This is a genomic window from Micromonospora sp. WMMD710, from assembly GCF_029626045.1.
Taxonomy (GTDB): Bacteria; Actinomycetota; Actinomycetes; order Mycobacteriales; family Micromonosporaceae; genus Micromonospora.
Genome location: NZ_JARUBD010000001.1, coordinates 1549228 through 1568479, shown reverse-complemented (window position 1 = coordinate 1568479; position 19252 = coordinate 1549228). Strand labels below are relative to the sequence as shown.

Here is a 19252-nt window from a genome sequence, read left to right as displayed (position 1 = left end):
GCCGCCACGGCGTCAGCGCAGGCCGAACGCCCGGGTGATGCTCTGGCTCACCGTGTTGCCGGCGGCGTCCCGCGCGGTGGTGCGCAGGCTCACGAAGCCGGCCTTCGCCGGTGCGGCCAGCGAGGTACCCCAGCCGTCGCCGTGCCGGATCAGCCGCTGCTTCTGCCAGGTCCTGCCGTCGTCGTAGGACACCTCGACGGTGACCGCGCCGATCGTGCCCTGCACGCCCGGCAGGTGCGAGGCCACCACGGTGAGCGGTGCCCGCCGCGACGCCGTGCCGTCGGCGTCGATGTCCACCTGATAGTCCAGCTGGATCATCGGCAGCGCCTCCGCCGACTCCTCCCCGGTGGCCGCCGAGCGGAAGCCCCACTCGGTGCGGGTCTGCCGGGAGTACGGGTTGGTCCACGCCGCCCGGTCGTTCTCCACCACCAGCCGGTACGGCAGCCCCTGCTCCGCGAGGCCGGAGACCTGGAGGTACTCGGCGTTACCCCAGTTCAGCTCCTTGTCCCCCTGGTAGAGGGTGGTCCGGTTGACCATGTCGAAGTTGGCGTACGCCTCCCCGATGTGCCCGCTACCGTCACCCCAGCCGGGTGCCGGAAGGTACAGGGTGTCCAGGTACCGGATCGGCACGTAGTTCCCACCCATCCGGGGGCGCTGGATCGGCCCGAACCAGGTGACGGTGCTCGGCTTGCCGGCCGCATACGTCGTCACCTCCGGCACGTGCTGTCCGGTCTCACCGGGGATGTACGCGTCGTCGACCCACCGCTGGTCGGTGCTCACCCAGTCGGTGCGTCGGCCCCGCGCCGCGGTGGCCTCCTGGTTGCTCGACCCCAGGCCCTTCCAGATGTCGGTGCGGAACTCCAGCGCCCTGCCCTGCCGGTAGTTGCGGAACTCCACGTCGACCCGGGCCAGCTGCCGCTTCGTCGGCCGGTAGGTGGGATCGGCCGGGACCGTGCCGGTCCAGTGGTGCACCACGTCGTACAGGTAGGTGGTCTCCGGGTGCGACTCGACCGACAGCCGCACCGGGCCGCGCGCCAACGCGGCGATGAGCTGCGCGCCCTCGTCGGCGGTGAGGGTCGCGACGGTCACCGGGGCCGGGTTCTCCGGACCCCACAGGGATTCGTCCGACGGCTGGAGCCGCCCGACGCGGTCGTTGACCACGAGCAGCAGCGTGGCCCCGGCCGCCGCGGCGGCCTGCGCCTGGGTGGCGATGTCCACGCCGTCACTGCGCCGCACCACCACGGCCCGGTCCCGGACCGGCCGCTTCGCCAGCCCGGCCGCCGACGCGTCGGCGACGTAGACCGCGTCCAGCTGGCGACGACCCGCCGGCAGCGCCGGGGTCGCCCGCTTCACCAGCAGATCGGCGTACGACCGGCCGCCCGCCGCGACGGTCAGCGCCGGCTGCTCCAGGCGCCACCGGGCACCGAACTCGAACTCGCCGTCGGTGACCGCGCGGCTCGTCGGCAACGCCCACATGCTGTCGTACGAGTCGTCGGGTAGCACCTGGCTCTCGGTGAGGCTGGCCCCGAAGGACCGGTGGATGTCCATCCGCAGCGACGTGGCGGTGGCCTCCTGCGGCACCTCGGCCCGTACCTGCCGGGCGGCCCGCGCGTCCAGGGTGACCGTCCGGTCCCGGTCCAGGATGACGTCGGTGAAGCTCAGCATCACCATGCCCCTGGAGTGCGGCCCGTTCAGGCCCCGCACGTCCGCGGAGATCCAGCCGTTCCAGTTCGCCACCGGCAGCCGCAGCGTGGCGGTGCCGCTCTCGGGCAGATCCACGGCGGTGAACAGACCATCGGCGGTGAGAATGACCTTGCCGGCGAGCGGCCTGCCGTCCCGGTCCTTCGCGACCAGCGTCAGGTTCTGCCGCTGGCCCTCCCTGCTCGCCCCGATCAGGGTGCGACCACGGACCGTACCGGCGGCGTCGGTGGCGATGATCGCGCCGCTGACCTGCTTCTCGACCGGCAGCTTGTCGTACGCCGCGCGCAGCGTCACCGTCGCGGTGCCGCCGGCCGGCACGGTGACCGTGCCGGCGGACAGGGCGAACAGGCCGGCCGGCGCGGTCGGCGCGTCGAGAGCCAGCCGCAGGGCGACCGGTGCGCCGCCGACGTTGGTGTAGGTGACCGTCCGGTCGACCGTCGTCCCCGGCTGCTGCGGCCAGGCCTGGAAGCCGGAGTAGGCGCTCGGGGTGGCGAAGACGGTGGCGTGTACGGCGGCGACCGCGTCCAGCCGGCCGGCACCAGCCTGGTACGGGGTGTACGCCGGGGTGGCCTTGACCGTGCTGACCAGCGCCTCCTTGATGCGCTGGCCGGTCCAGTCGGGGTGCGCGGCGGCCACCAGCGCGGCCGTACCGGCGACGTGCGGGGTGGCCATCGACGTGCCGCTCATCAGCGTGTAGTCCCCGGAACCACCACGCACGAGGTGGGAGCGGGCGGCCAGGATGTCCACACCGGGCGCGGTGATCTCCGGCTTCAGCCCGCCGTCACCGGCGCGGGGGCCCTGGCTGGAGAAGTCCGCGAGGTGGTCGGTGGCGTCGACGGCGCCCACGGTGAGCGCCGAGTTGGCGGCACCCGGGCTGCCGATGGTCGCCGGGCCGCTGTTGCCGGCGGCGATCACGAACAGGGCGCCGGTCTCGGCGCTGAGCCGGTCGACCGCCTGGCTCATCGGGTCGCTGCCGTCGGTGGATTCGCCGCCCAGGCTCATGCTGACGATCCGGGCCTTCTGCTCGCGGGCCGCCCACTCCATGCCGGCGATGATCCACGAGTCCTGCCCGCTGCCCTCACTGTTGAGGACCTTGCCGATGTGCAGCCGGGCGCCGGGGGCGACACCCCGCTCGGTGCCGCCGGAGGCCGCACCGGTGCCGGCGATCGTCGAGGCGACGTGCGTGCCGTGCCCCTTGTAGTCGAGGATGTCAGGCTCGTCCGGCACGAAGCTGCTCGACGCGGTGACCTGGCCGGCGAGGTCCGGGTGCTCGGTGTCCGCACCGGAGTCGAGCACCGCGACGTCGACACCGGCGGCGGTGTTGCCCTCGGCCCAGACGGCCGGGGCACCGATCTGGGCGGTGGACTCGGCCAGGTCGGCGTGCACCCGTCCGTCCAACCAGACCTTCGCGATTCCGCCCGCGAGCGTCGGCGCGTCGCCCGTACGGCGGGCCGTGCCGGCGGTGAGGGCGGTCCAGAACGTGCCGGCGGTGGCCCGCTGACGGGTCAGCGCCGCGCCCTGCACGCTCTCGAGCGGGCGGACCAGCTCGGCGCCGTCCACCGAGGGACGGGTGCGGTTGCGGACCGCCGCGTCGGTCATGGTGACGATCAGCGGCAGCTTGTCCGAGTGCGCGTCGTCGTAACCGTCGGCGATCAGCTCGGTGACGTTGAACAACTGCCGGTCCAGCACGCCGCTGGTGACGTACGGCAGCGCGGCGTCCGGGTACACGTAGGTGTCGCCGTCGAGCACGGTGCGGTGGAAGGTCGGCGTGCTGCCGTCCGGCCGGCGGACCGTCGAGATGGTGCTGCCGTCGGCCGCGGTGGTGACGTTGACCGTGTCACCGGTGATCAGGGTGACGGTGGACGAGTGTCCGGGGGCGGCCGGCGGCTGACCGGTGGGCTGGCCCGGGTTGTTCGGCGGGGCGGCGGACGCCCCTGTGCCGGGTGGGGTGAACCCGGCCGCCAGGGTGAGGGCGGCGCCGAGGGCGATCAGCCCGGAGCGGCAACGCCTGGAAGACAGAGCCAAGATGACCTCTTTGTGTCGAGGAGTGGTACGCAGCACAGCATCGACGCAAAGCTCACCCCCCATCCCCGTCGATGCCCGACGCATCAATGCCATGTCACAGACCGGCCACCCCCACCCCGCACCCCACCCCGCACCCCGCCCCCGTCCCACCCCCGCGCCGATCTTGCACTTTCGGTTGTTGATGGATCCCGATTCGCGACTGTCGTCGGGACAGAAGGCGCAAGATCGGCGCGGGAGAGGGGGTGAGGGGCGAGGGGCGGGGCGTGACGGAGTCAGCGTGGGTTTGTGGCTAGCTTGGCCAGGTTGTCCAGCTGGTGGGGGTCCGACAGGGCTGAGCCGACTGCCGCTACCCGTACGCCCGCGTCCAGGAACGCGGCGGCGTTGGCCGCGTCCAGGCCGCCGGTGGCGACGAAGCGCAACTGTGGCAGCGGGCCCGCCATGGCCGTGAACCACGCCGGCCCGAGGGAGATCGCGGGGAACGCCTTGAGCCAGGTGAGGCCGTGCCGCAGCGCCTGCTGCGCCTCGGTCGGGGTGGCCACGCCGGGCAGGTGCGGCAGACCGCGCGCGGCGGCGGCGTCGGCGATGGCGAGGTCAAGGCCGGGCGCGACGGTGAACGCGGCACCGGCGTCGGCCGCCGCCGCGACCTGACCCTCGTCGAGCACGGTGCCGGCACCCACGATTCGACCACGTTCGACGCCCGCCTGGACTGCGGCCCGCAGCGCCGGCACCGCCTCGGGGGTGGCGACCGGGACCTCCACCACGTCGATGCCGAGATCCCAGGCGCGCTCGGCGAGCCGGACGGTCTCGGCGACCGGCAGGCCGCGCAGGATGGCCATCACCCGGGCGCCGCCGAAGATGTGGTCGAAGTCCGCTGTGGTCATGGTGCACTCCATCCGAGGTCGTGGGAGATCTGCCGGGTGGTGGCCAGCAGTCGGGGTAGCAGGCGGCGCAGGTCGGCGAGGGTGGCGACCACGGTCGGCGCGGTCACCGACACGGCGGCGGTGACCGACCCGTCGGCCTGCCGCACCGGCGCCGCCACGCAGGTGATCAGCGGCTCGAACTCGCCCTCGTCGGCGGCCCAGCCCTGCTCGGCGACGGTCGCCAGCTCCGCGCGCAGGGCGGCCGGGTCGCAGATGGTCCCCGGGGTGTACGCCCGCAGCTCGCCGCCGTTGACCAGCCGGGTCAGCCGGGGCTCCGGGCTGTACGCGAGCACCACCTTGCCCACCCCGCTGGCGTGCAGCGGCGCGGTGCGGCCGATCCGTGAGTACATCCGCACCTGGCCACGCGCCTCGATCTTGTCCACGTAGACGAGGTCGTCGTCGACGAGCTGGGCCAGGTGGATGGTGTGCCCGCAGTCGCGGCCGAGCGCCGCCAGGTGCGGACGGGCCACCGTGCGGACGTCCAGCGAGTCCAGTGCCTGCTGGGCGAGACCGATCAGCCGCAGGCCCACGGTCCAGCCGCCGTCGCGGCGACGCGCGAAACCACCCGCCTCGAGGGTCTGCAACAGGCGCAGCGCGGTGGACTTGTGCACGCCCAGGTCGGCGGCCACCTCGCCGAGCTGGGCCGGCTCCCGTGCCAGCAGTTCGAGCACGCGCATCGCCCGGTCGACGCCCTGTGACACGCCTCAGCCCTCCGCCGGCGCGCCGGCCAGGTCCAGTGGGGACCAGGTGTCGTCGGGGGCGTCGAGCAGCCGTTCGAACCACGACCACGCCGGCAGTGGGGCGTTGTCGCCGATGCTGCCCAGCACCTGCGCGGCGACGAGGTGACCGAGGCGCAGCCGCCGCGTCGGGTCGAGGCCGCGCAGCAGCCCGGCCAGGTAGCCGCCGGCGAACGCGTCCCCCGCGCCGACGGGCTCCACCACCGCCACCCGGGGCGCCGGCACGAACACCGGCCCGGCGTCGCGGCGCAGGGCGGTCGCACCCAGCGCGCCGTCCTTGACCACCACCGTCTCGGGGCCGGGCAGCAGTCGGCGTACGGCCGCCGGATCGGTGGTGCCCCACAGGGCGTACGCCTCGTCCTGACCGACGAAGACGAGGTCGCTGCGGTCGGCGAGGTCACGTAGCACCGGCGCGGCCTGCTCGGCGGGCCAGAGCCGGGCACGGTGGTTGACGTCGAAGCTGACCAGCGCGCCCGGCAGCGGCCGGTCGGTCACCGCGTGCTCGGCGAGCGCCCGGCAGGACGGGGAGAGTGCCGGAGTGATCCCGGACAGGTGCAGCACCCGGGCGCCGACGAGCCGGGGGTCGGCCAGTGTCCCGGTGTCCATCCGGGAGGCCGCCGAGCCGGCCCGGTAGTAGTGCACGGCCGTTCCGGCCGGACCGGGGTCCTTGACATACAGCCCGGTGGGGGCGGCCGGGTCGACGGTGACGTGGTCCACGCGTACCCCGGTGGCGGCGACGTGCCGCACGACGGCCCGACCGAACGGGTCGTCACCGACCCGGCTCACCCACGCCGCGCGGTGCCCGAGACGGGCCAGGTAACCGGCCACGTTGGACTCCGCGCCACCGACCGACACGGCGACCCGCTCGGCGTCCTCCAGCGGCTCACCGGGTGCGGGGCAGAGCACCACCATGGTCTCCCCCACCGTCGCCACCTCGACCGGGGGTGAGCCGGCCGGGGCGGGCGGACGGTCGGGCCGGGGGTCGGATGGCATGGGGGCGCACGTCCTCACGGGCTCGGGGCCGGGGTGCCACCGAGCCTAGGCGTGGTTGCGCCTGGTGGGCAACCCGTTGCGCTCTCCGCAACGGGGTCAGTCAGGGCAGTGTCAGCCCGTACGCGGCCAGCACCTCCGCGATCGGCTGGTAGTAGGTGGTGCCGCCAGCCGTGCAGTTGCCGGTACCGCCGGAGAGGATGCCGAGGATGGTGCCGGTGGAGGCCACGTACAGCGGTCCACCACTGTCCCCCGGCTCGGCGCAGATGTTGGTGCGGATCAGCCCGTAGATCACGCCGGTGGAGTAGTTGACGGTCTGGTTGAGGCCGGTGACGGTGCCGCAGCGCACGCCCGTGGTGCTGCCGCTGCGACACACCGCCTGACCGATGTACGCGGTACCCGTGCCGTAGACGGTGAGCAGGCCGGGGTACGTGTAGATGGCGCTCGGATGGGCGATCCGGCCGGTGTAGCGGATCAGCCCGTAGTCGTTGCCGGGATAGCTGGTGGCGGTGCGGGTGCCGAGCACGGTGGTCTGGGCGCTGTCGGCGTACCAGGTGCTGGCGGTGGTCGTGCAGTGCCCGGCGGTGATGACGTAGTAGGTGCTGCCGCTGCGCACGTTCGCGCCGAGCGAGCAGCGGCCGCCACCGCCGTAGATGGCCTGGCCGGCGGCGATCAGGGGCCGCAGGGTCCCCGGCTCCCGGCGCAGCTGCGCGCCGGCCCGCTCGGCCACCGCCCGTAGCGCCGTCAGCTCGGCGGGTGCCACGGTGTCGTCGACGGTGAGGGTCATCCGGCCGGTGGCCGAGTCGAGGCCCCAGGCGGTACCCGCGGTGCGTACCCCGGCCAGCACGGCGGCCGGATCGGCGGTGGCCCGGTCGGGCACGGCGGCCTGCGCGGCGCCGGGCGCGACGAGCAGGAGGACGGTCAGGACGAGGGCGACGAGCGGGGAGCGGCGCATCCGAACCTCCGCAGAGATCGAGATTGATGGATGCGACAAGCATCGCCCGACGGCCGATGCCATGGCAACCTCGCGCCGACGTCACACCCGTGGGATTCGCCGATCCTCGGACGGGTGCCGCCAGATCTACGTCTTTCGGGCCGGTGAGTTGCTCGAGACCTCGGCCGTGTCCGTGCCCGGCCGGTCCACCCGGATCGCGCCGTACACCCACCTGGTGCTGCTGGTCGGCGTGGCCGTCACGGCGGCCTCCTTCGATCTGGTCGTCGACCGTCCGACGGGACCGACACCGGCGCGGTGGCTGATGCTGATCATCGGCGGGCCGCTGGTGTTCGGCCGGGCACTGTTCACCTATCTGCTGTCCGCCCGCCTGCCGTACCAGCGAATTGCGTGGCAACTGCTGCCCCTGCTGATGCTGCCCTGGGCCGGCGGCTGGCCACCGGTGCTGGTCACCGCGATCGTGGCCCTCGCGCTGGCCGGGCACGTCCTGGTCCCCGTGGCCGACGGCCGGGAAACCACGCGAGGGCTCGGACCGCGACGACCCGCCGGATGACCTCGACGGTCAGGCGAGGTGCCGACCGGCCCAGTCGGCGAGGTCCCGGGCGCAGGCGTCCACCGAATCCCGCCACGTCCGGGCCGCGCCGTCGCCCGCCTCGTCGCTGACCTGCTTGACCAGCCGGCACGGCACGCCGGCCTGCGCGGCGGCCCACGCCACCGCGTACCCCTCCATGTCGACCAGGTCGGCGCGCTGCGCCAACCGGTCCCGCGCGTCGTCGTCGGCCACGAACGTGTCGCCGGTGGCCAGCACCGCGCCCTCGGCGGCCAACGCCAGCGGTGCACCGTAGGTCTCGCCGGTGAGCGTGCGCAGCAGGGCCGTGTCCAGGTCGTGCTGGAGCACGGTGGCGACCTCGTGGATGCCCGCCCACCCGGGGCGCAGCGCACCGGCCGTACCCAGGTTCAGCAGCAGGCTGGGACGCGGCCCGGCGGCCAGCACCGCCGACACCGCGCTGGCGGCGTTCACCTTGCCCATGCCGGTGAGCAGCACCGGCAGGTCCGGCGGCAGGTAGCGGGCCTCCTCCCCGACGGCGAGCACCACCAACGGACGATCGGCGCGGACCGTACCCCGAAGAATCACCGGAGCATCGTACGGGCCCGGCGCTCGCCCACCGCCCGCACCCAGCCACCGTTCAGCGCGGTCGCATCGCGCGTCCAGGAACGTGCGGCAGGCTGGTCCCGCGAGCCACCGGACCCCGGCGGTCCGGGCCGCGACGAAAGAGGTGACGAGGGTGTACGACGGGCAGGAGTTCCTCCGCGACAACCGCTGGTGCCTGAGCCGGCGCGCCCTGCTGACCGGGGCCGGTGCGGTCGGCGCCGCCAGCCTGCTGAGCGCCTGCGGCACCGGCGACAGCCCGGCCGGTCAGGCCACCGCCACGGCCGGCGCCGTGCTGGCCCAGACCGCCGACGTACCGGTGGGCGGCGGCACGGTGACCAGCGGCGTGCTGGTCGTCCAACCGGAGGCGGGCACGTTCCGGGCGTACGACGCGACCTGCCCGCACCAGGGCGTACGGGTCGGCGCTCCCCGCGACGGGGTGATCACCTGCCCCGCGCACAAGTCCACCTTCGCGGTCGCCGACGGCGCCCGCCTCGACGGTCCCGCCCCGAAGGGCCTGACCGAAATCCCGATCACGGTCGACGGTACGACGATCACCCGCGCCTGACCCCGCCCGGTCAGTCGTCGGCGAAGCGCTACAGGACGAAGTCCTTCTTCGCGCCGCAGGGGAACTCGACCCCGCATCGTACGCAGAGCGCGCCGCCCCGCTGATCACTCGGTCAGGTGGCACACTCCGACGACCTGGCCACCCTATCGAGCGACCACGGGTCCACCTACCCCGCGACTGCGGCACATCACGGTGGCGACCTCCCGGGCGGTGACGGCAGGACGTAAGAAGACCGCAAGATCTGCGGAATCGCCGGCCGTACCGGTGCTGGCTACGCTGGCCGGGGAGGTGACCGGTGACCCAGCGGGTGCTCGTGGTCGACGACGACCGGACCGTCAGCGACGTGGTCTGCCGCTACCTGGAGCACGCCGGGTACGACGTCAGCCACGCCGGGGACGGCCTGGCCGCCCTGGAGGCCGTCCGGGACCGGGCGCCGCACCTGGTGGTGCTGGATCTGATGCTGCCCGGGCTGGACGGGTTGCAGGTGTGCCGGCGGCTGCGGGAGCGGCCGGACGGCGTACCCATCATCATGTTGACCGCGCGTGGCGACGAGGCGGACCGGGTGCTCGGCCTGCAACTGGGCGCCGACGACTACCTGAGTAAGCCGTTCTCCCCGCGTGAGCTGGTGCTGCGTGTCGGATCGGTGCTGCGCCGGGCCGGCGAGCCGGCCGGGCCGCCGGCCGAGATGCTGGCCGACGCGGGCCTGCAGGTCGCGACCGGGCCGCGGATCGCGCGGTTGGACGGCCGCGAGCTGGCCCTGACGGTGCGGGAGTTCGACCTGTTGGCGCACCTGATGCGGCACCCGCGGCGGGCGTTTCGCCGCACCGAGCTGCTGGAGCGGGTGTGGGGGTGGAACTTCGGCGACCAGTCCACGGTGACGGTCCACGTGCGGCGGCTCCGGGAGAAGATCGAGGACGACCCGGCCGAGCCGCGCCGGATCGTCACGGTCTGGGGCGTCGGCTACCGGTACGAGCCGGCCGATGCGTGACCTGGCGCTGATCTTCGCGGCGGCCCTCGCGGCGGCCCTCGGTGTGGGTGTGCTCGGCGCGCTGATCCTGCGGCTGCTGCGCGACCGGTCGATCACCGTACACGTGTGCGTCCTGCTCACGATCACGGTCGCCGCCGTGGTGGCCGGGGTCGTCGTGGTCGCGCAGGCGATGTTCCTGTCCCCGCACGATCTCCAGGTCGTGCTGCTCACCGTCGCCGCGGCGGCGGCCGTGAGTCTCGCCGTCGGCTGGTATTTCGGGCGGCGGCTGGCGGCGGCCGCGGTCTGGGCGGACCAGGCCCGGGAACGCGAACGACGGGTCGAGAAGGGCCGCCGGGACCTGGTGGCCTGGGTGTCGCACGACCTGCGGACTCCGCTGGCCGGTCTGCGGGCGATGGCCGAGGCGCTGGAGGACGGGGTGGTCGACGACCCGGCGACGGTCGCCGAGTACCACCGCCGTATCCGGACGCAGACCGACCGGATGACGCGCCTCGTCGACGACCTGTTCGAGCTGTCCCGGATCAACGCGGGCGCGCTGCGGCTGACGATGTCGGCGGTGCCGCTGGGCGAGGTGGTCTCCGACGCGCTGTCCGGCACCGCACCGCTGGCCGAGGCCCGACGCATCCGCCTGGTCGCCGCCGAGTCGGGGTGGCCCACCGTGCTGGCCAGCGAGCCCGAGCTGGCCCGGGTGGTGGGCAATCTGCTGCTCAACGCGGTGCGCTACACACCGAGCGACGGCACCGTCCGGGTGGACGCGGGGTGTGAACGCGACGCGGCCTGGCTGGCGGTCGCGGACACCTGCGGTGGCATTCCGGAGGGCGACCTGCCCCGACTGTTCGATGTGGCGTTCCGGGGCGAGCCGGCCCGGACGCCCGACTCGGGTGGGGACGGCTCCGGCGGGCTGGGGTTGGCGATCGTGCGGGGGCTGGTCGAGGCGCACGGTGGCCGGGTGGACGTGCAGAACGTGGTCGGTGGCTGTCGCTTCGTGGTCCGCCTCCCGGCGGCGTGACCTTGCCGGCGTCAGCGGCTCGGCCCCAGCTCACCGAACCAGCGCCGGCCCCGACGGAACAGCTGCCGCACGCCGAGCCCCGCCGCGCCGGCGACCGGGTGCACGGCGTGCACGTCGAGGCGGGCCCAGCGGAACGCGGGCCCGAGCAGTAACCGGCCGGCCCGGTGCGCGGCGGCCACCCGGGCCTGGCCCTGCCACAGCCCGGCGCCGGCCGGCTCCAGCTCGACCAGCACCGTGCCGCCGGGTACCAGCAGTTCCCGGCACCGGCGCAGCAACGCGACCGGGTCGCCGCCGATGCCGATGTTGCCGTCGATCAGCACGGCGTGCGCCCAGCGGCCCTCGCCGGGCAGCGGGTCGAACAGGTCGCGGCGCAGGGCCACCGCACCGCGGGCGCGGGTCAGTCGTACGGCCGCCGCCGACACGTCCACACCCACCGCCGTGAGCCCCGCGCGGGTCAACGCCACGGTGAGCCGGCCCGGCCCGCAGCCGAGGTCGAGCGTCGGCCCGGCACAGCGGGTGACCAGCCCCGCGACCGCCGGCTCGGCGTCGCCGTGCCAGCGGTCCACCGGCAGTGACCTGCGGACGCCGTCACCGTCCACCAGCCACCGCCCGGCGGACGCGGGGTCGGCCAGGACGGCGGCGAACCCGTCCGCGCCGATGCTGCCGGCCGGTCCCGCGACGGCGACCCGCGGGGCCGTGTCGACCGGGTTCACCGCCGGCTCCCCGGCACCAGGGTGAGGCGGACCGCCGCGACCTGCCGGGCGAACCGACCGCCGGGCACCTCCACCGCGACGGCCAGGGCGTCCGGCCACTCGTCGACGTCGCGCAGCACCGGCAGCGGCGCGGTGCGCAGCCCCCGCCCGCTCAATGCCGCCCACGTGTCGCGGCCGGTGTGCGGCGTCGACATCGGCACCTCGCGCAGCACCCCCGCGTGTCGGGGATCGCGCAGCCCGAGCGACCACCAGCCGCCGTCGGCCGCGCGGCCGAGGACCGCGTCGGCGGCGCGCAGCCGGCGGATCGCGGCGGCCAGCCGGGCCGGGGTCAGCTGCGGGGTGTCCATCCCGATCTGCAGCACCGGCCGCCCCGGGTACGCCTCGGCCACCTCGGCGTACGCGTTGGCGAGCCGGTCGCCGAGCCCGCCGCCCCGCTGCTCCAGCACCTCCCATCCGGTCAGCGCGGTGGTCAACGCGGCGGCGTCCTCGGCCTCGGCCAGCCGGCCGGTGAACGCCAGCACCGGGGTCACGCCCGGGGTGGCGCGGACGGCGTCGAGGGTGTCGCGCAACGCGGCGGCGGCGATCCGGGCCGCCTGCGCCGCGGTGGCCGGCGGACAGAGTCTGGTCTTCACCGCACCGGGTACGGGCGCCTTGGCGACCACCAGCAGGACCGTCACCGGGAGCCGTCCACGGTCCGCAGCACACCGGCGAAGTCGCGGGTGGCGCGCAGGGTGCCCCGGACCGAGCCGGACACCTTGGAGCGGGTGCCGGCGGCCCGAGGCCCGTACGTGACGTCCAGTTCGTGGATCCGCCAGCCGGCGGCGGCGGCCCGGATCAGCAGTTCGAGGGGGTAGCCGAAGGCCCGGTCGGTGACCCCGAGGGAGAGCAGCGCGTCACGGCGGGCCACCCGGATCGGGCTGAGATCCCGCAGCGGTACGCCCCGGCGGCGCAGCAGCGCGGCGACCAGCGCGGTGCCGACCCGGGCGTGCCAGGGCCACACGCCGGCGCCGACGGGTCGCCGTCGGCCCACACTGAGATCCGCGATGCCGGCCGCCACCGGTGCCACCAGCGCGGGCAGCTCTGCTGGGTCGAACGAGCCGTCGGCGTCGAGGACGCACACGAGGTCACCGTCGGCGGCCTCCAGTCCGGCGTGCACCGCCGCGCCGTACCCGCGGCGGGGCTCGTGGACGACCCGGGCGCCGTGCCGGGCCGCGACCTCGGGTGAACCGTCGCGGGAACCGTTGTCCACCACGATGGCCCGGTAGCCGGCCGGCAGTGCGGTCAGCACGCCGGGCAGGGCGGCCGCCTCGTCCAGGCAGGGCAGCACCACGTCGATCTGAGTCGCCATACCGCCGACGCTAGGGCGGTACCCGGCGGGCGGAGGCCGAAATGTGCTTACCGAACCCTTACCACCTGGGCATTTCTTACCGTCCGGTGACGGCCCGGCGGTTCCACGGCGCGGAGGCCGGCAGTCGCCGTACCGTCCGGTGGTCATGACCTCGACCACCGCTCCCCCGACCGCCTCCGGGCGGACGCCGACCCGCCGCCGTCCCGGTGACCTGCTGGTGCTGGGCGTGGAGGCGACGCTGCTCGCCGCGGCCGTGCTGGTGGGCGCGGTGCTGAACGCGCGGGACGCCGGCCTGCACGCCGACGCCGCCCCGCTGTACGCGACGTGGGGCCCTCACGTCGGCTGGGGCAGCCCCGCCGCGGTGCTGGTCGCGGTCGCGGTGGTGGCCTGGGGCGCGCGCTGGGCGCGTACCGCCCGCTGGGGCCTCCTGCTGGTCGCCGCGTGGCTGACGGCGGTGGCGTGGACGCTGTCGCTGGCCCTGGTGGACGGCTGGTCGGCGGGTCTGGCGGAGCGACTGACGCCGCAGGCCGAGTACCTGCACGAGGTTCCCCGGATCACCGACATCCCGGCGATGCTGGCCGGCTTCACCGACCGGATCGCGGACTTCCAGCCGGACTCCTGGTCCACCCACACCGCTGGTCACCCGCCGGGCGCGCTGCTGATCTTCGTCTGGCTGGACCGGATCGGCCTCGGCGGAGGTGCCGCCGCCGCGCTGGCGTGCGTGCTGGTCGGGGCCACCGTCGCGGTGTCGGTGCCGGTCACGCTGCGGGCCCTCGGCGCGGCCGACGCCGCCCGCGCGGTCATCCCCTTCCTGGTGCTGCTGCCGGGTGCGGTCTGGGTGGGCGCCTCCGCCGACGGGATCTTCGCCGCCGTGGTGGCCGCCGGGCTGGCCTTGCTGGCGGTCCGTGGCCGGGCCACCGCCGCGGCCGGTGGCGCGCTGCTCGGCTTCGCGCTGCACCTCTCGTACGGGTTCCTGCTGGTCGGCGTGCTGGCGCTGGCCGTGCTGGCGCTGCGCCGTACCCATCGGTGGGGTGCCCTGCTCGCCGCCGGCGCCGGAGTGGCCGCCGTGACGGCGGCCTTCGTCGCGGCTGGTTTCCCCTGGTGGGTCGGCTACCAGCTGGTCGTCGAGCGGTACTACCAGGGCTGGGCGGCCGACCGCCCGTACGGCTACTGGGTGTGGGCCAACCTGGCCGCGCTGCTGCTCAGCGCCGGTCCGGTGCTCGGGCCGGCGCTGCGCCGGGTGCTGTCGACCGCCCGGTCCCGGTGGCCGGCGCCGCAGGGCTCGCTGCCGTCCCGCGTGGACGCGGCGGTACGCGCGGCCGGCCCCACCGTGCTGCTGCCGCTCGCGGCCCTGGTCGCGGTGCTCGGGGCGGACCTGTCCGGGCTGAGCAAGGCCGAGGTGGAGCGGATCTGGCTGCCGTTCATCGTGTGGCTGCTGGTGGCCGCCGCCCACCTGCCGACGGGGTCGCGGCGCTGGTGGCTGGCCGCGCAGGCGGCCACCGCGCTGGCCGTCAACCACCTGGTCTGGACGGTGTCCTAGCGATGTCCTAGCCGCAGCCCGCAGCCCGCTGCCCGCTGCCCGCTCCCCGCAGCCCGCACCCGCACCCGACCCGGTCGTCATCCTCGGCCACCTCCACCGGTCGGGGCGCTCCGGGGCGCGACCACTCGGTTGAGCGTGATGCCTGTGAGTCATCTTGATGACTCACAGGCATCACGCTCATTCAGATATGCCTCGCCCGGGCGGCGCCGTCCGGGGGCGAGGGCCGAGGGCGGCGAGGGACGAGGTCGCGGAGACCGACGGTCGCGGAGACCGAGGGTGGTTCAGCCGGCGACGGCGGCCGGTTCGCGCAACGGGTCGGTGGCGAAGCCGGCCACCCCATCGGCGAAGCTGACCCGGGCGGTGTAGTCGAGCAGTTCGGCGGCACGGCGGGGGTCGGCCACCACATGCCGGACGTCGGCCGCCCGCGCTCCGCCGACCACCCGCGGGGCCGGGCCGCCCATCGCCGCGGCGAGGGTGACCGCCAACTCGCCGACGGTGTGCGGCTCACCGGAGCAGACGTTCACCGGTGTGAGCGTGGCCGGCGGCGCGGTGCTGGCCAGGGCGAGCAGGTTGGCCCGTGCCACGTCGGTGACGTGCACGAAGTCGCGGCGCTGCCGGCCGTCCTCCAGCACCCGGGGCGCCTCACCGGCGGCGAGCGCGGACCGGAAGATCGACGCCACCCCGGCGTACGGGGTGTCGCGGGGCATCCGGGGGCCGTAGACGTTGTGGTAGCGCAACGCCCAGACCGCGCCGCCGGTCTGCCGCGCCCACGCCGCCGCCAGGTGTTCCTGGGCGAGCTTGCTCGCGGCGTACGTGCTGCGCGGCTCCAGTGGAGCGTCCTCGGGCACCAGCGCCGGGTCGAGGCCGAGGTCGCAGCGCGGGCAGGTCGGGTCGTACCGGCCGGCGGCCACGTCCTCGGGCCGGCGGGGCGCGGGACGCACCGCCCCGTGGGCGGGGCAGGTGTAGCGCCCCTCGCCGTAGACCACCATCGAGCTGGCCAGCACCAGCCGGCCGATCCCGGCGCGGTGCAGCGCCGCCAGCAGCACCGCCGTGCCGTAGTCGTTGTGCGCGACGTAGTCGGGGCCATCCGACGGGTCCAGACCGTGCCCGACCATCGCCGCCTGGTGGCAGACCGCGTCCACGCCGACCAGCAGCCGGTCCAACAGGGGGCCGTCGCGGACGTCGCCGCGGACCACGTCGTGCCGGCGCGACCAGGCCGGCAACTCCCCGCCGTGCGCCTGGGGCAGCAGCGCGTCCAGCGCCACCACGTCGTGCCCCTGATCGAGGAGCAGGTCGACGACCTGCGACCCGATGAAACCGGCCGCGCCGGTGACCAGTACCCGCATTCCCGTCACGGTAGGGCGGGACGGGTGCCCGGTGGGCCGGTTCGCGTGACCCGTAAGGAGTTCACAACAGATTCCGGTCGGTAAGCGTTCGGTAATGCGGCAAACCCGGAACCGCGCCACCGATGCGGTCTAACCTGCCGGCAGTACGAGGAGGGAGCTGCGGTGTCTCCGAAACCACCCGGGGTGGACACGGTCGAGCGAAGCTGGCGCAGTCCGCTGCGCGGCCCCTGGCTCACCGCGATCTACGGGACGGCGCTGCTGGTCGCGCTGCCCCTGGTGATCATCACTGGGCTGCTCGACTACGCCGCCTACGGTTCTCGGTTCGACCAGGCGTTCCCGACGAACGTGGGCTGGCTGCGGCTGCCCGCCTTCGACTGGCCGACCCGGCCGTCCTGGCTGTTCCGAGTCACCCAGGGGCTGCACGTGACGCTCGGGATCGTGCTCATCCCGGTGGTGCTGGGCAAGCTGTGGTCGGTGCTGCCGAAGCTGTTCGACTGGCCGCCGGCCCGCTCACTGGCCCAGGCGCTGGAACGACTCACCCTGCTGCTGCTGGTCGGCGGGATCCTGTTCCAGATCGCCACCGGCCTGCTCAACATCCAGTACTCGTACGTGTTCGGGTTCGACTTCTACACCGCCCACTACTTCGGCGCCTGGATCTTCACCGGGGCGTTCGTGGCGCACGTGGTCATCAAGTTTCCCCGGCTGGTGACCGCGCTGCGGTCCCGACCGCTGGGCGCGGAGGCACGGACGTCGCGCGCCGCGACCCGGCCCGAGCCGCCCGACCCGGACGGCCTGGTCGCCGCCGTACCCGGCCCGGCCACCGTCAGCCGGCGCGGCGCGGTCGGCCTGGTCGGAGGCGGGGCGCTGCTGCTCGCCGTCCTCACCATCGGGCAGAGCCTCGACGGTCCGCTGCGCCGCACCGCGCTGCTGCTGCCCCGGGGACGACAGCCCGGCCCCGGGCCGAACGGCTTCCCGGTCAACCGCACCGTCGCCGCCGCCGGCGTACGCCCCGAGCAGACCGGCCCCGGCTGGCGGCTGGCCCTGCGCGGCAACGGCCGGACGGTGACCCTGGACCGGCCCGCGCTGCTGGCCATGGCGCAGCACACCGCCGCCCTGCCGATCTCCTGCGTGGAGGGCTGGTCGACCCGGCAGACGTGGACCGGCGTACGGCTGCGTGACCTGGCCGCCCTGGCCGGTGTCGCCGAGCCGGCCAGCGCGCGGGTGTCGTCGCTGGAGCAGGCCGGGCTGTTCCGCACGGCGATCCTCGCGTCCAATCAGGTCCTCGATCCGGATTCGCTGCTCGCCCTGCGGGTCAACGGTGTCGACCTCTCCCCCGACCACGGCTACCCGGCCCGGGTCATCGTGCCGGCCCTGCCCGGGGTGCACTGCACGAAATGGGTCGCCGAGATCGACTTCCGGGGCCGGGCCGATGGCTGAGCGGGCCGCCCGGCTGCGCGCCCGCTACGGCGCCGGGCCCTGGCACCTGGTCCTGGTGACGGCCGCCATCGTGCTCGCCGGCTGGGTGGCGCTGCGGGTGGCCGACGAGGCGACGTTCGGCCGGATGCTGCTGTGGTTCCTCGGCGCGGTCATCGCCCACGACCTGGTGCTCTTCCCGGTGTACGCGGCCGTCGACCGCGTCCTGCGCACGCTGGTACGCGGCCGCGTCACGCTGCTCAACCACCTGCGGGTGCCGGCGCTCGGCAGCGCCCTGCTGTTCGTGGTTTACTCCCCCGGCATCCTCCGCCTGGGCGAGACCACCCACCTCGCGGCGACCGGCCAGGACCAGCGTCCGTACCTGGTGCGCTGGCTCCTGCTCAGCGCGGCGCTCTTCCTGATCAGCGCGCTCAGCTGGCTCCTGCGGCGCCGTCAGGCGGCACCGAAACGGTCGGAGAGCGCGTAGCGCAGCAGGACCACGTCGCCGATCTGCCGGGTCTCGGCCAGCCGGGCACGGTGGCCCGAGTGCCAGGGGAAACGTCCCTCGCCGACAAACCGGGGCGCCCGGCCGTCACCGACGAAGAACGGGGCCACCACCAGGTGCAGCTCGTCGGCGAGGCCGGCGGTGAGGAACTGGGCGTGCACCGTCCCGCCGCCCTCCACCATGAGCCGCCGTACGCCCCGTGCGGCCAGGTCGGCCAGCAGCCAGGCGGGGTCGATCGGCTCGCCCGCGTCGACGATGGTGGCCGCCCGACCGCACCGTTCCCGGGTCTTGTCCAGCGCGCCGGTGGCGCAGTAGACGAGGCGGATGGCATCACCGGCGGTGAAGAACCGGGCGGTCGGATCGAGGTCACCCCGGGCGGTCAACGTGACCTTGCAGGGCGAGGCCGATCGGCCGGACGCCACCCGCTCGGCCCGGCGTGCCGCGCTGCGCACCAGCAGCCGGGGGTCGTCGCGGCGGACCGTGCCGGCGCCGACCAGGATCGCGTCGCAGCTGGCCCGGACCGCGTCGACGCGGTCCAGGTCGTCCTCGTTGGACAGCAGGAGCCGCTGCTCGGTGGCGTCGTCGATGTAGCCGTCGATCGAGGTGGCGCAGCTCAACAGCACGTACGGCCGCGCCGGCCGGCAGCTCACCGGGCGTCGGGCAGGTCGGGGGTCAGGCCCGCCAGCGCCTCGGCCGCCTCGGTCTCCGCCGCCTTGGCCGCCTTCGCCGCCAGGTAGTGGGCGTTGGCCGGGGAGAGGAAGACGCTCGTGGGGATCCGTTCGGCGACGTCCACGCCGAGGCGGGTCAGCTGCTCGGCCTTGTCCGGGTTGCTGCTGAGCAGACGGACCCGTGGCACACCCAGGGTGGCGAGCATCTGCGCGGCGGCGGTGTAGTCCCGCTCGTCCTCGCCCCGGCCGAGCGCGACGTTGGCCTGGTAGGTGTCCAGTCCCGCGTCCTGCAACGCGTACGCGTCGAGCTTGGCGTACAGGCCGATGCCCCGGCCCTCCTGGCGCAGGTAGAGCAGGAAACCACCGGTCTCGGTGATCCGCTGCACCGCCTCGCGCAGTTGCGGACCGCAGTCGCAGCGTTGGCTGCCGAACACGTCCCCGGTCAGGCATTCGCTGTGCGGCCGGACCAGCGGGGCTTCGCCACCGGCGGCGAGCCGGTCCAGCGCGCCCGCCCAGTCGCCGAGACCGAGGGCGAGGTGCTCCCGACCGTCCACCAGGCCCTTGAACGAGAACACCCGGACGGTCGTGGTGTAGCCGTCCGGAAACGCCAGCGGCACCGTGACCTGCGTACGGATCGTGGCGACCGGCAATGCTTCGGGCATGGGACTCCTTTGTCCGGCGC

At 74.5% G+C, this 19252-nt stretch carries 18 protein-coding genes and 1 pseudogene; 7 read left to right on the top strand and 12 right to left on the bottom strand.

Features of this window, described 5'->3' with window-relative positions:
* Positions 1-12: 12 nt before the first annotated feature.
* The 5 genes from O7620_RS07110 to O7620_RS07090 all read right to left on the bottom strand — a co-directional run bounded on the left by O7620_RS07110 (position 13) and on the right by O7620_RS07090 (position 7328).
* On the bottom strand, positions 13-3726 hold the full coding sequence (locus tag O7620_RS07110) for a S8 family serine peptidase (RefSeq protein WP_278122387.1): 3714 nt from the start codon (positions 3724-3726) through the stop codon (positions 13-15).
* Positions 3727-3998: 272 nt separating this feature from the next.
* The gene (locus tag O7620_RS07105; protein ID WP_151493330.1) at positions 3999-4607 is read right to left on the bottom strand and encodes a bifunctional 4-hydroxy-2-oxoglutarate aldolase/2-dehydro-3-deoxy-phosphogluconate aldolase; all 609 of its coding nucleotides are present in this window, start codon (positions 4605-4607) and stop codon (positions 3999-4001) included.
* Positions 4604-5347 carry an IclR family transcriptional regulator gene (locus O7620_RS07100; protein ID WP_278122386.1) on the bottom strand — a complete coding sequence of 248 codons (744 nt, stop codon included), beginning with the start codon at positions 5345-5347 and terminating at the stop codon, positions 4604-4606. Before O7620_RS07100 ends, O7620_RS07105 begins: the two co-directional genes overlap by 4 nt.
* 3 nt (positions 5348-5350) lie before the next feature.
* A complete protein-coding gene (locus O7620_RS07095; protein WP_278122385.1) occupies positions 5351-6376 on the bottom strand; it encodes a sugar kinase in 1026 nt (341 codons plus the stop codon).
* A gap of 100 nt (positions 6377-6476) precedes the next feature.
* A complete protein-coding gene (locus O7620_RS07090; protein WP_278122384.1) occupies positions 6477-7328 on the bottom strand; it encodes a S1 family peptidase in 852 nt (283 codons plus the stop codon).
* 166 nt (positions 7329-7494) lie between these two features.
* Between O7620_RS07090 and O7620_RS07085 the strand changes: the two genes are divergently transcribed.
* Entirely contained in the window at positions 7495-7878 is a 384-nt protein-coding gene (locus O7620_RS07085; protein ID WP_278122383.1) for a low temperature requirement protein A, read from the top strand.
* A gap of 9 nt (positions 7879-7887) precedes the next feature.
* On the opposite strand, the gene O7620_RS07080 is transcribed toward O7620_RS07085, so the two are convergent.
* Positions 7888-8460, bottom strand: a complete 573-nt coding sequence (locus O7620_RS07080; RefSeq protein WP_278122382.1) for a nucleosidase — start codon at positions 8458-8460, stop codon at positions 7888-7890.
* A gap of 151 nt (positions 8461-8611) precedes the next feature.
* Between O7620_RS07080 and O7620_RS07075 the strand changes: the two genes are divergently transcribed.
* From O7620_RS07075 to O7620_RS07065, 3 genes are all read left to right on the top strand, one after another.
* The gene (locus O7620_RS07075) at positions 8612-9043 is read left to right on the top strand and encodes a Rieske (2Fe-2S) protein (protein WP_278122381.1); all 432 of its coding nucleotides are present in this window, start codon (positions 8612-8614) and stop codon (positions 9041-9043) included.
* 295 nt (positions 9044-9338) lie between these two features.
* Complete coding sequence (locus O7620_RS07070) at positions 9339-10031, top strand: response regulator transcription factor (RefSeq protein ID WP_151490265.1); 693 nt, start codon at positions 9339-9341, stop codon at positions 10029-10031.
* Positions 10024-11037, top strand: a complete 1014-nt coding sequence (locus O7620_RS07065; RefSeq protein WP_151490266.1) for a HAMP domain-containing sensor histidine kinase — start codon at positions 10024-10026, stop codon at positions 11035-11037. The genes O7620_RS07070 and O7620_RS07065 overlap by 8 nt, the downstream gene beginning before the upstream one ends.
* An 11-nt stretch (positions 11038-11048) precedes the next feature.
* Here the strand turns inward: O7620_RS07065 and O7620_RS07060 are convergent, their stop codons facing one another.
* From O7620_RS07060 to O7620_RS07050, 3 genes are all read right to left on the bottom strand, one after another.
* On the bottom strand, positions 11049-11669 hold the full coding sequence (locus O7620_RS07060; protein ID WP_225854539.1) for a class I SAM-dependent methyltransferase: 621 nt from the start codon (positions 11667-11669) through the stop codon (positions 11049-11051).
* 77 nt (positions 11670-11746) lie between these two features.
* Positions 11747-12427, bottom strand: coding sequence for a TIGR04282 family arsenosugar biosynthesis glycosyltransferase (locus O7620_RS07055; protein WP_278122380.1), 681 nt, complete (start codon positions 12425-12427; stop codon positions 11747-11749).
* Positions 12424-13098: a glycosyltransferase family 2 protein gene (locus tag O7620_RS07050; protein ID WP_278122379.1), complete on the bottom strand. Its 675-nt coding sequence runs from the start codon at positions 13096-13098 to the stop codon at positions 12424-12426. Before O7620_RS07050 ends, O7620_RS07055 begins: the two co-directional genes overlap by 4 nt.
* 145 nt (positions 13099-13243) lie before the next feature.
* Here O7620_RS07050 and O7620_RS07045 point away from each other — a divergent pair, with 145 nt between their 5' ends.
* A complete protein-coding gene (locus O7620_RS07045) occupies positions 13244-14638 on the top strand; it encodes a hypothetical protein (protein ID WP_278122378.1) in 1395 nt (464 codons plus the stop codon).
* A 281-nt stretch (positions 14639-14919) separates the two neighbouring features.
* Here the strand turns inward: O7620_RS07045 and O7620_RS07040 are convergent, their stop codons facing one another.
* Positions 14920-15984 (bottom strand): NAD-dependent epimerase/dehydratase family protein, encoded by a 1065-nt coding sequence (locus O7620_RS07040; protein ID WP_278122377.1) that lies wholly within the window; start codon positions 15982-15984, stop codon positions 14920-14922.
* A gap of 198 nt (positions 15985-16182) precedes the next feature.
* On the opposite strand from O7620_RS07040, the pseudogene O7620_RS07035 reads away from it, so the two are divergent.
* A pseudogene (locus O7620_RS07035) lies at positions 16183-17421 on the top strand (molybdopterin-dependent oxidoreductase); the annotation flags it as partial.
* Positions 17414-17884 carry a hypothetical protein gene (locus O7620_RS07030; protein WP_278122376.1) on the top strand — a complete coding sequence of 157 codons (471 nt, stop codon included), beginning with the start codon at positions 17414-17416 and terminating at the stop codon, positions 17882-17884. The pseudogene O7620_RS07035 and the gene O7620_RS07030, both read left to right, overlap by 8 nt.
* Here the strand turns inward: O7620_RS07030 and O7620_RS07025 are convergent.
* Both O7620_RS07025 and ribA read right to left on the bottom strand, forming a co-directional pair.
* On the bottom strand, positions 17851-18552 hold the full coding sequence (locus tag O7620_RS07025; RefSeq protein WP_278122375.1) for a dihydrofolate reductase family protein: 702 nt from the start codon (positions 18550-18552) through the stop codon (positions 17851-17853). The two genes, O7620_RS07030 and O7620_RS07025, sit on opposite strands and share 34 nt — an antisense overlap.
* On the bottom strand, positions 18549-19232 hold the full coding sequence (gene ribA, locus O7620_RS07020; protein ID WP_278122374.1) for a GTP cyclohydrolase II: 684 nt from the start codon (positions 19230-19232) through the stop codon (positions 18549-18551). Before ribA ends, O7620_RS07025 begins: the two co-directional genes overlap by 4 nt.
* Between the last annotated feature and the right edge of the window lie 20 nt (positions 19233-19252).

Bases quoted from the DNA above. Each gene is read 5' to 3' on its own strand.
- O7620_RS07045 (WP_278122378.1), top strand. From the start codon at position 13,244: ATGACCTCGACCACCGCTCCCCCGACCGCCTCCGGGCGGACGCCGACC.
- O7620_RS07105 (WP_151493330.1), bottom strand. From the start codon at position 4,607: ATGACCACAGCGGACTTCGACCACATCTTCGGCGGCGCCCGGGTGATG.
- O7620_RS07040 (WP_278122377.1), bottom strand. From the start codon at position 15,984: ATGCGGGTACTGGTCACCGGCGCGGCCGGTTTCATCGGGTCGCAGGTC.
- O7620_RS07065 (WP_151490266.1), top strand. From the start codon at position 10,024: ATGCGTGACCTGGCGCTGATCTTCGCGGCGGCCCTCGCGGCGGCCCTC.
- O7620_RS07095 (WP_278122385.1), bottom strand. From the start codon at position 6,376: ATGCCATCCGACCCCCGGCCCGACCGTCCGCCCGCCCCGGCCGGCTCA.
- O7620_RS07090 (WP_278122384.1), bottom strand. From the start codon at position 7,328: ATGCGCCGCTCCCCGCTCGTCGCCCTCGTCCTGACCGTCCTCCTGCTC.
- O7620_RS07030 (WP_278122376.1), top strand. From the start codon at position 17,414: ATGGCTGAGCGGGCCGCCCGGCTGCGCGCCCGCTACGGCGCCGGGCCC.
- O7620_RS07050 (WP_278122379.1), bottom strand. From the start codon at position 13,098: ATGGCGACTCAGATCGACGTGGTGCTGCCCTGCCTGGACGAGGCGGCC.
- ribA (WP_278122374.1), bottom strand. From the start codon at position 19,232: ATGCCCGAAGCATTGCCGGTCGCCACGATCCGTACGCAGGTCACGGTG.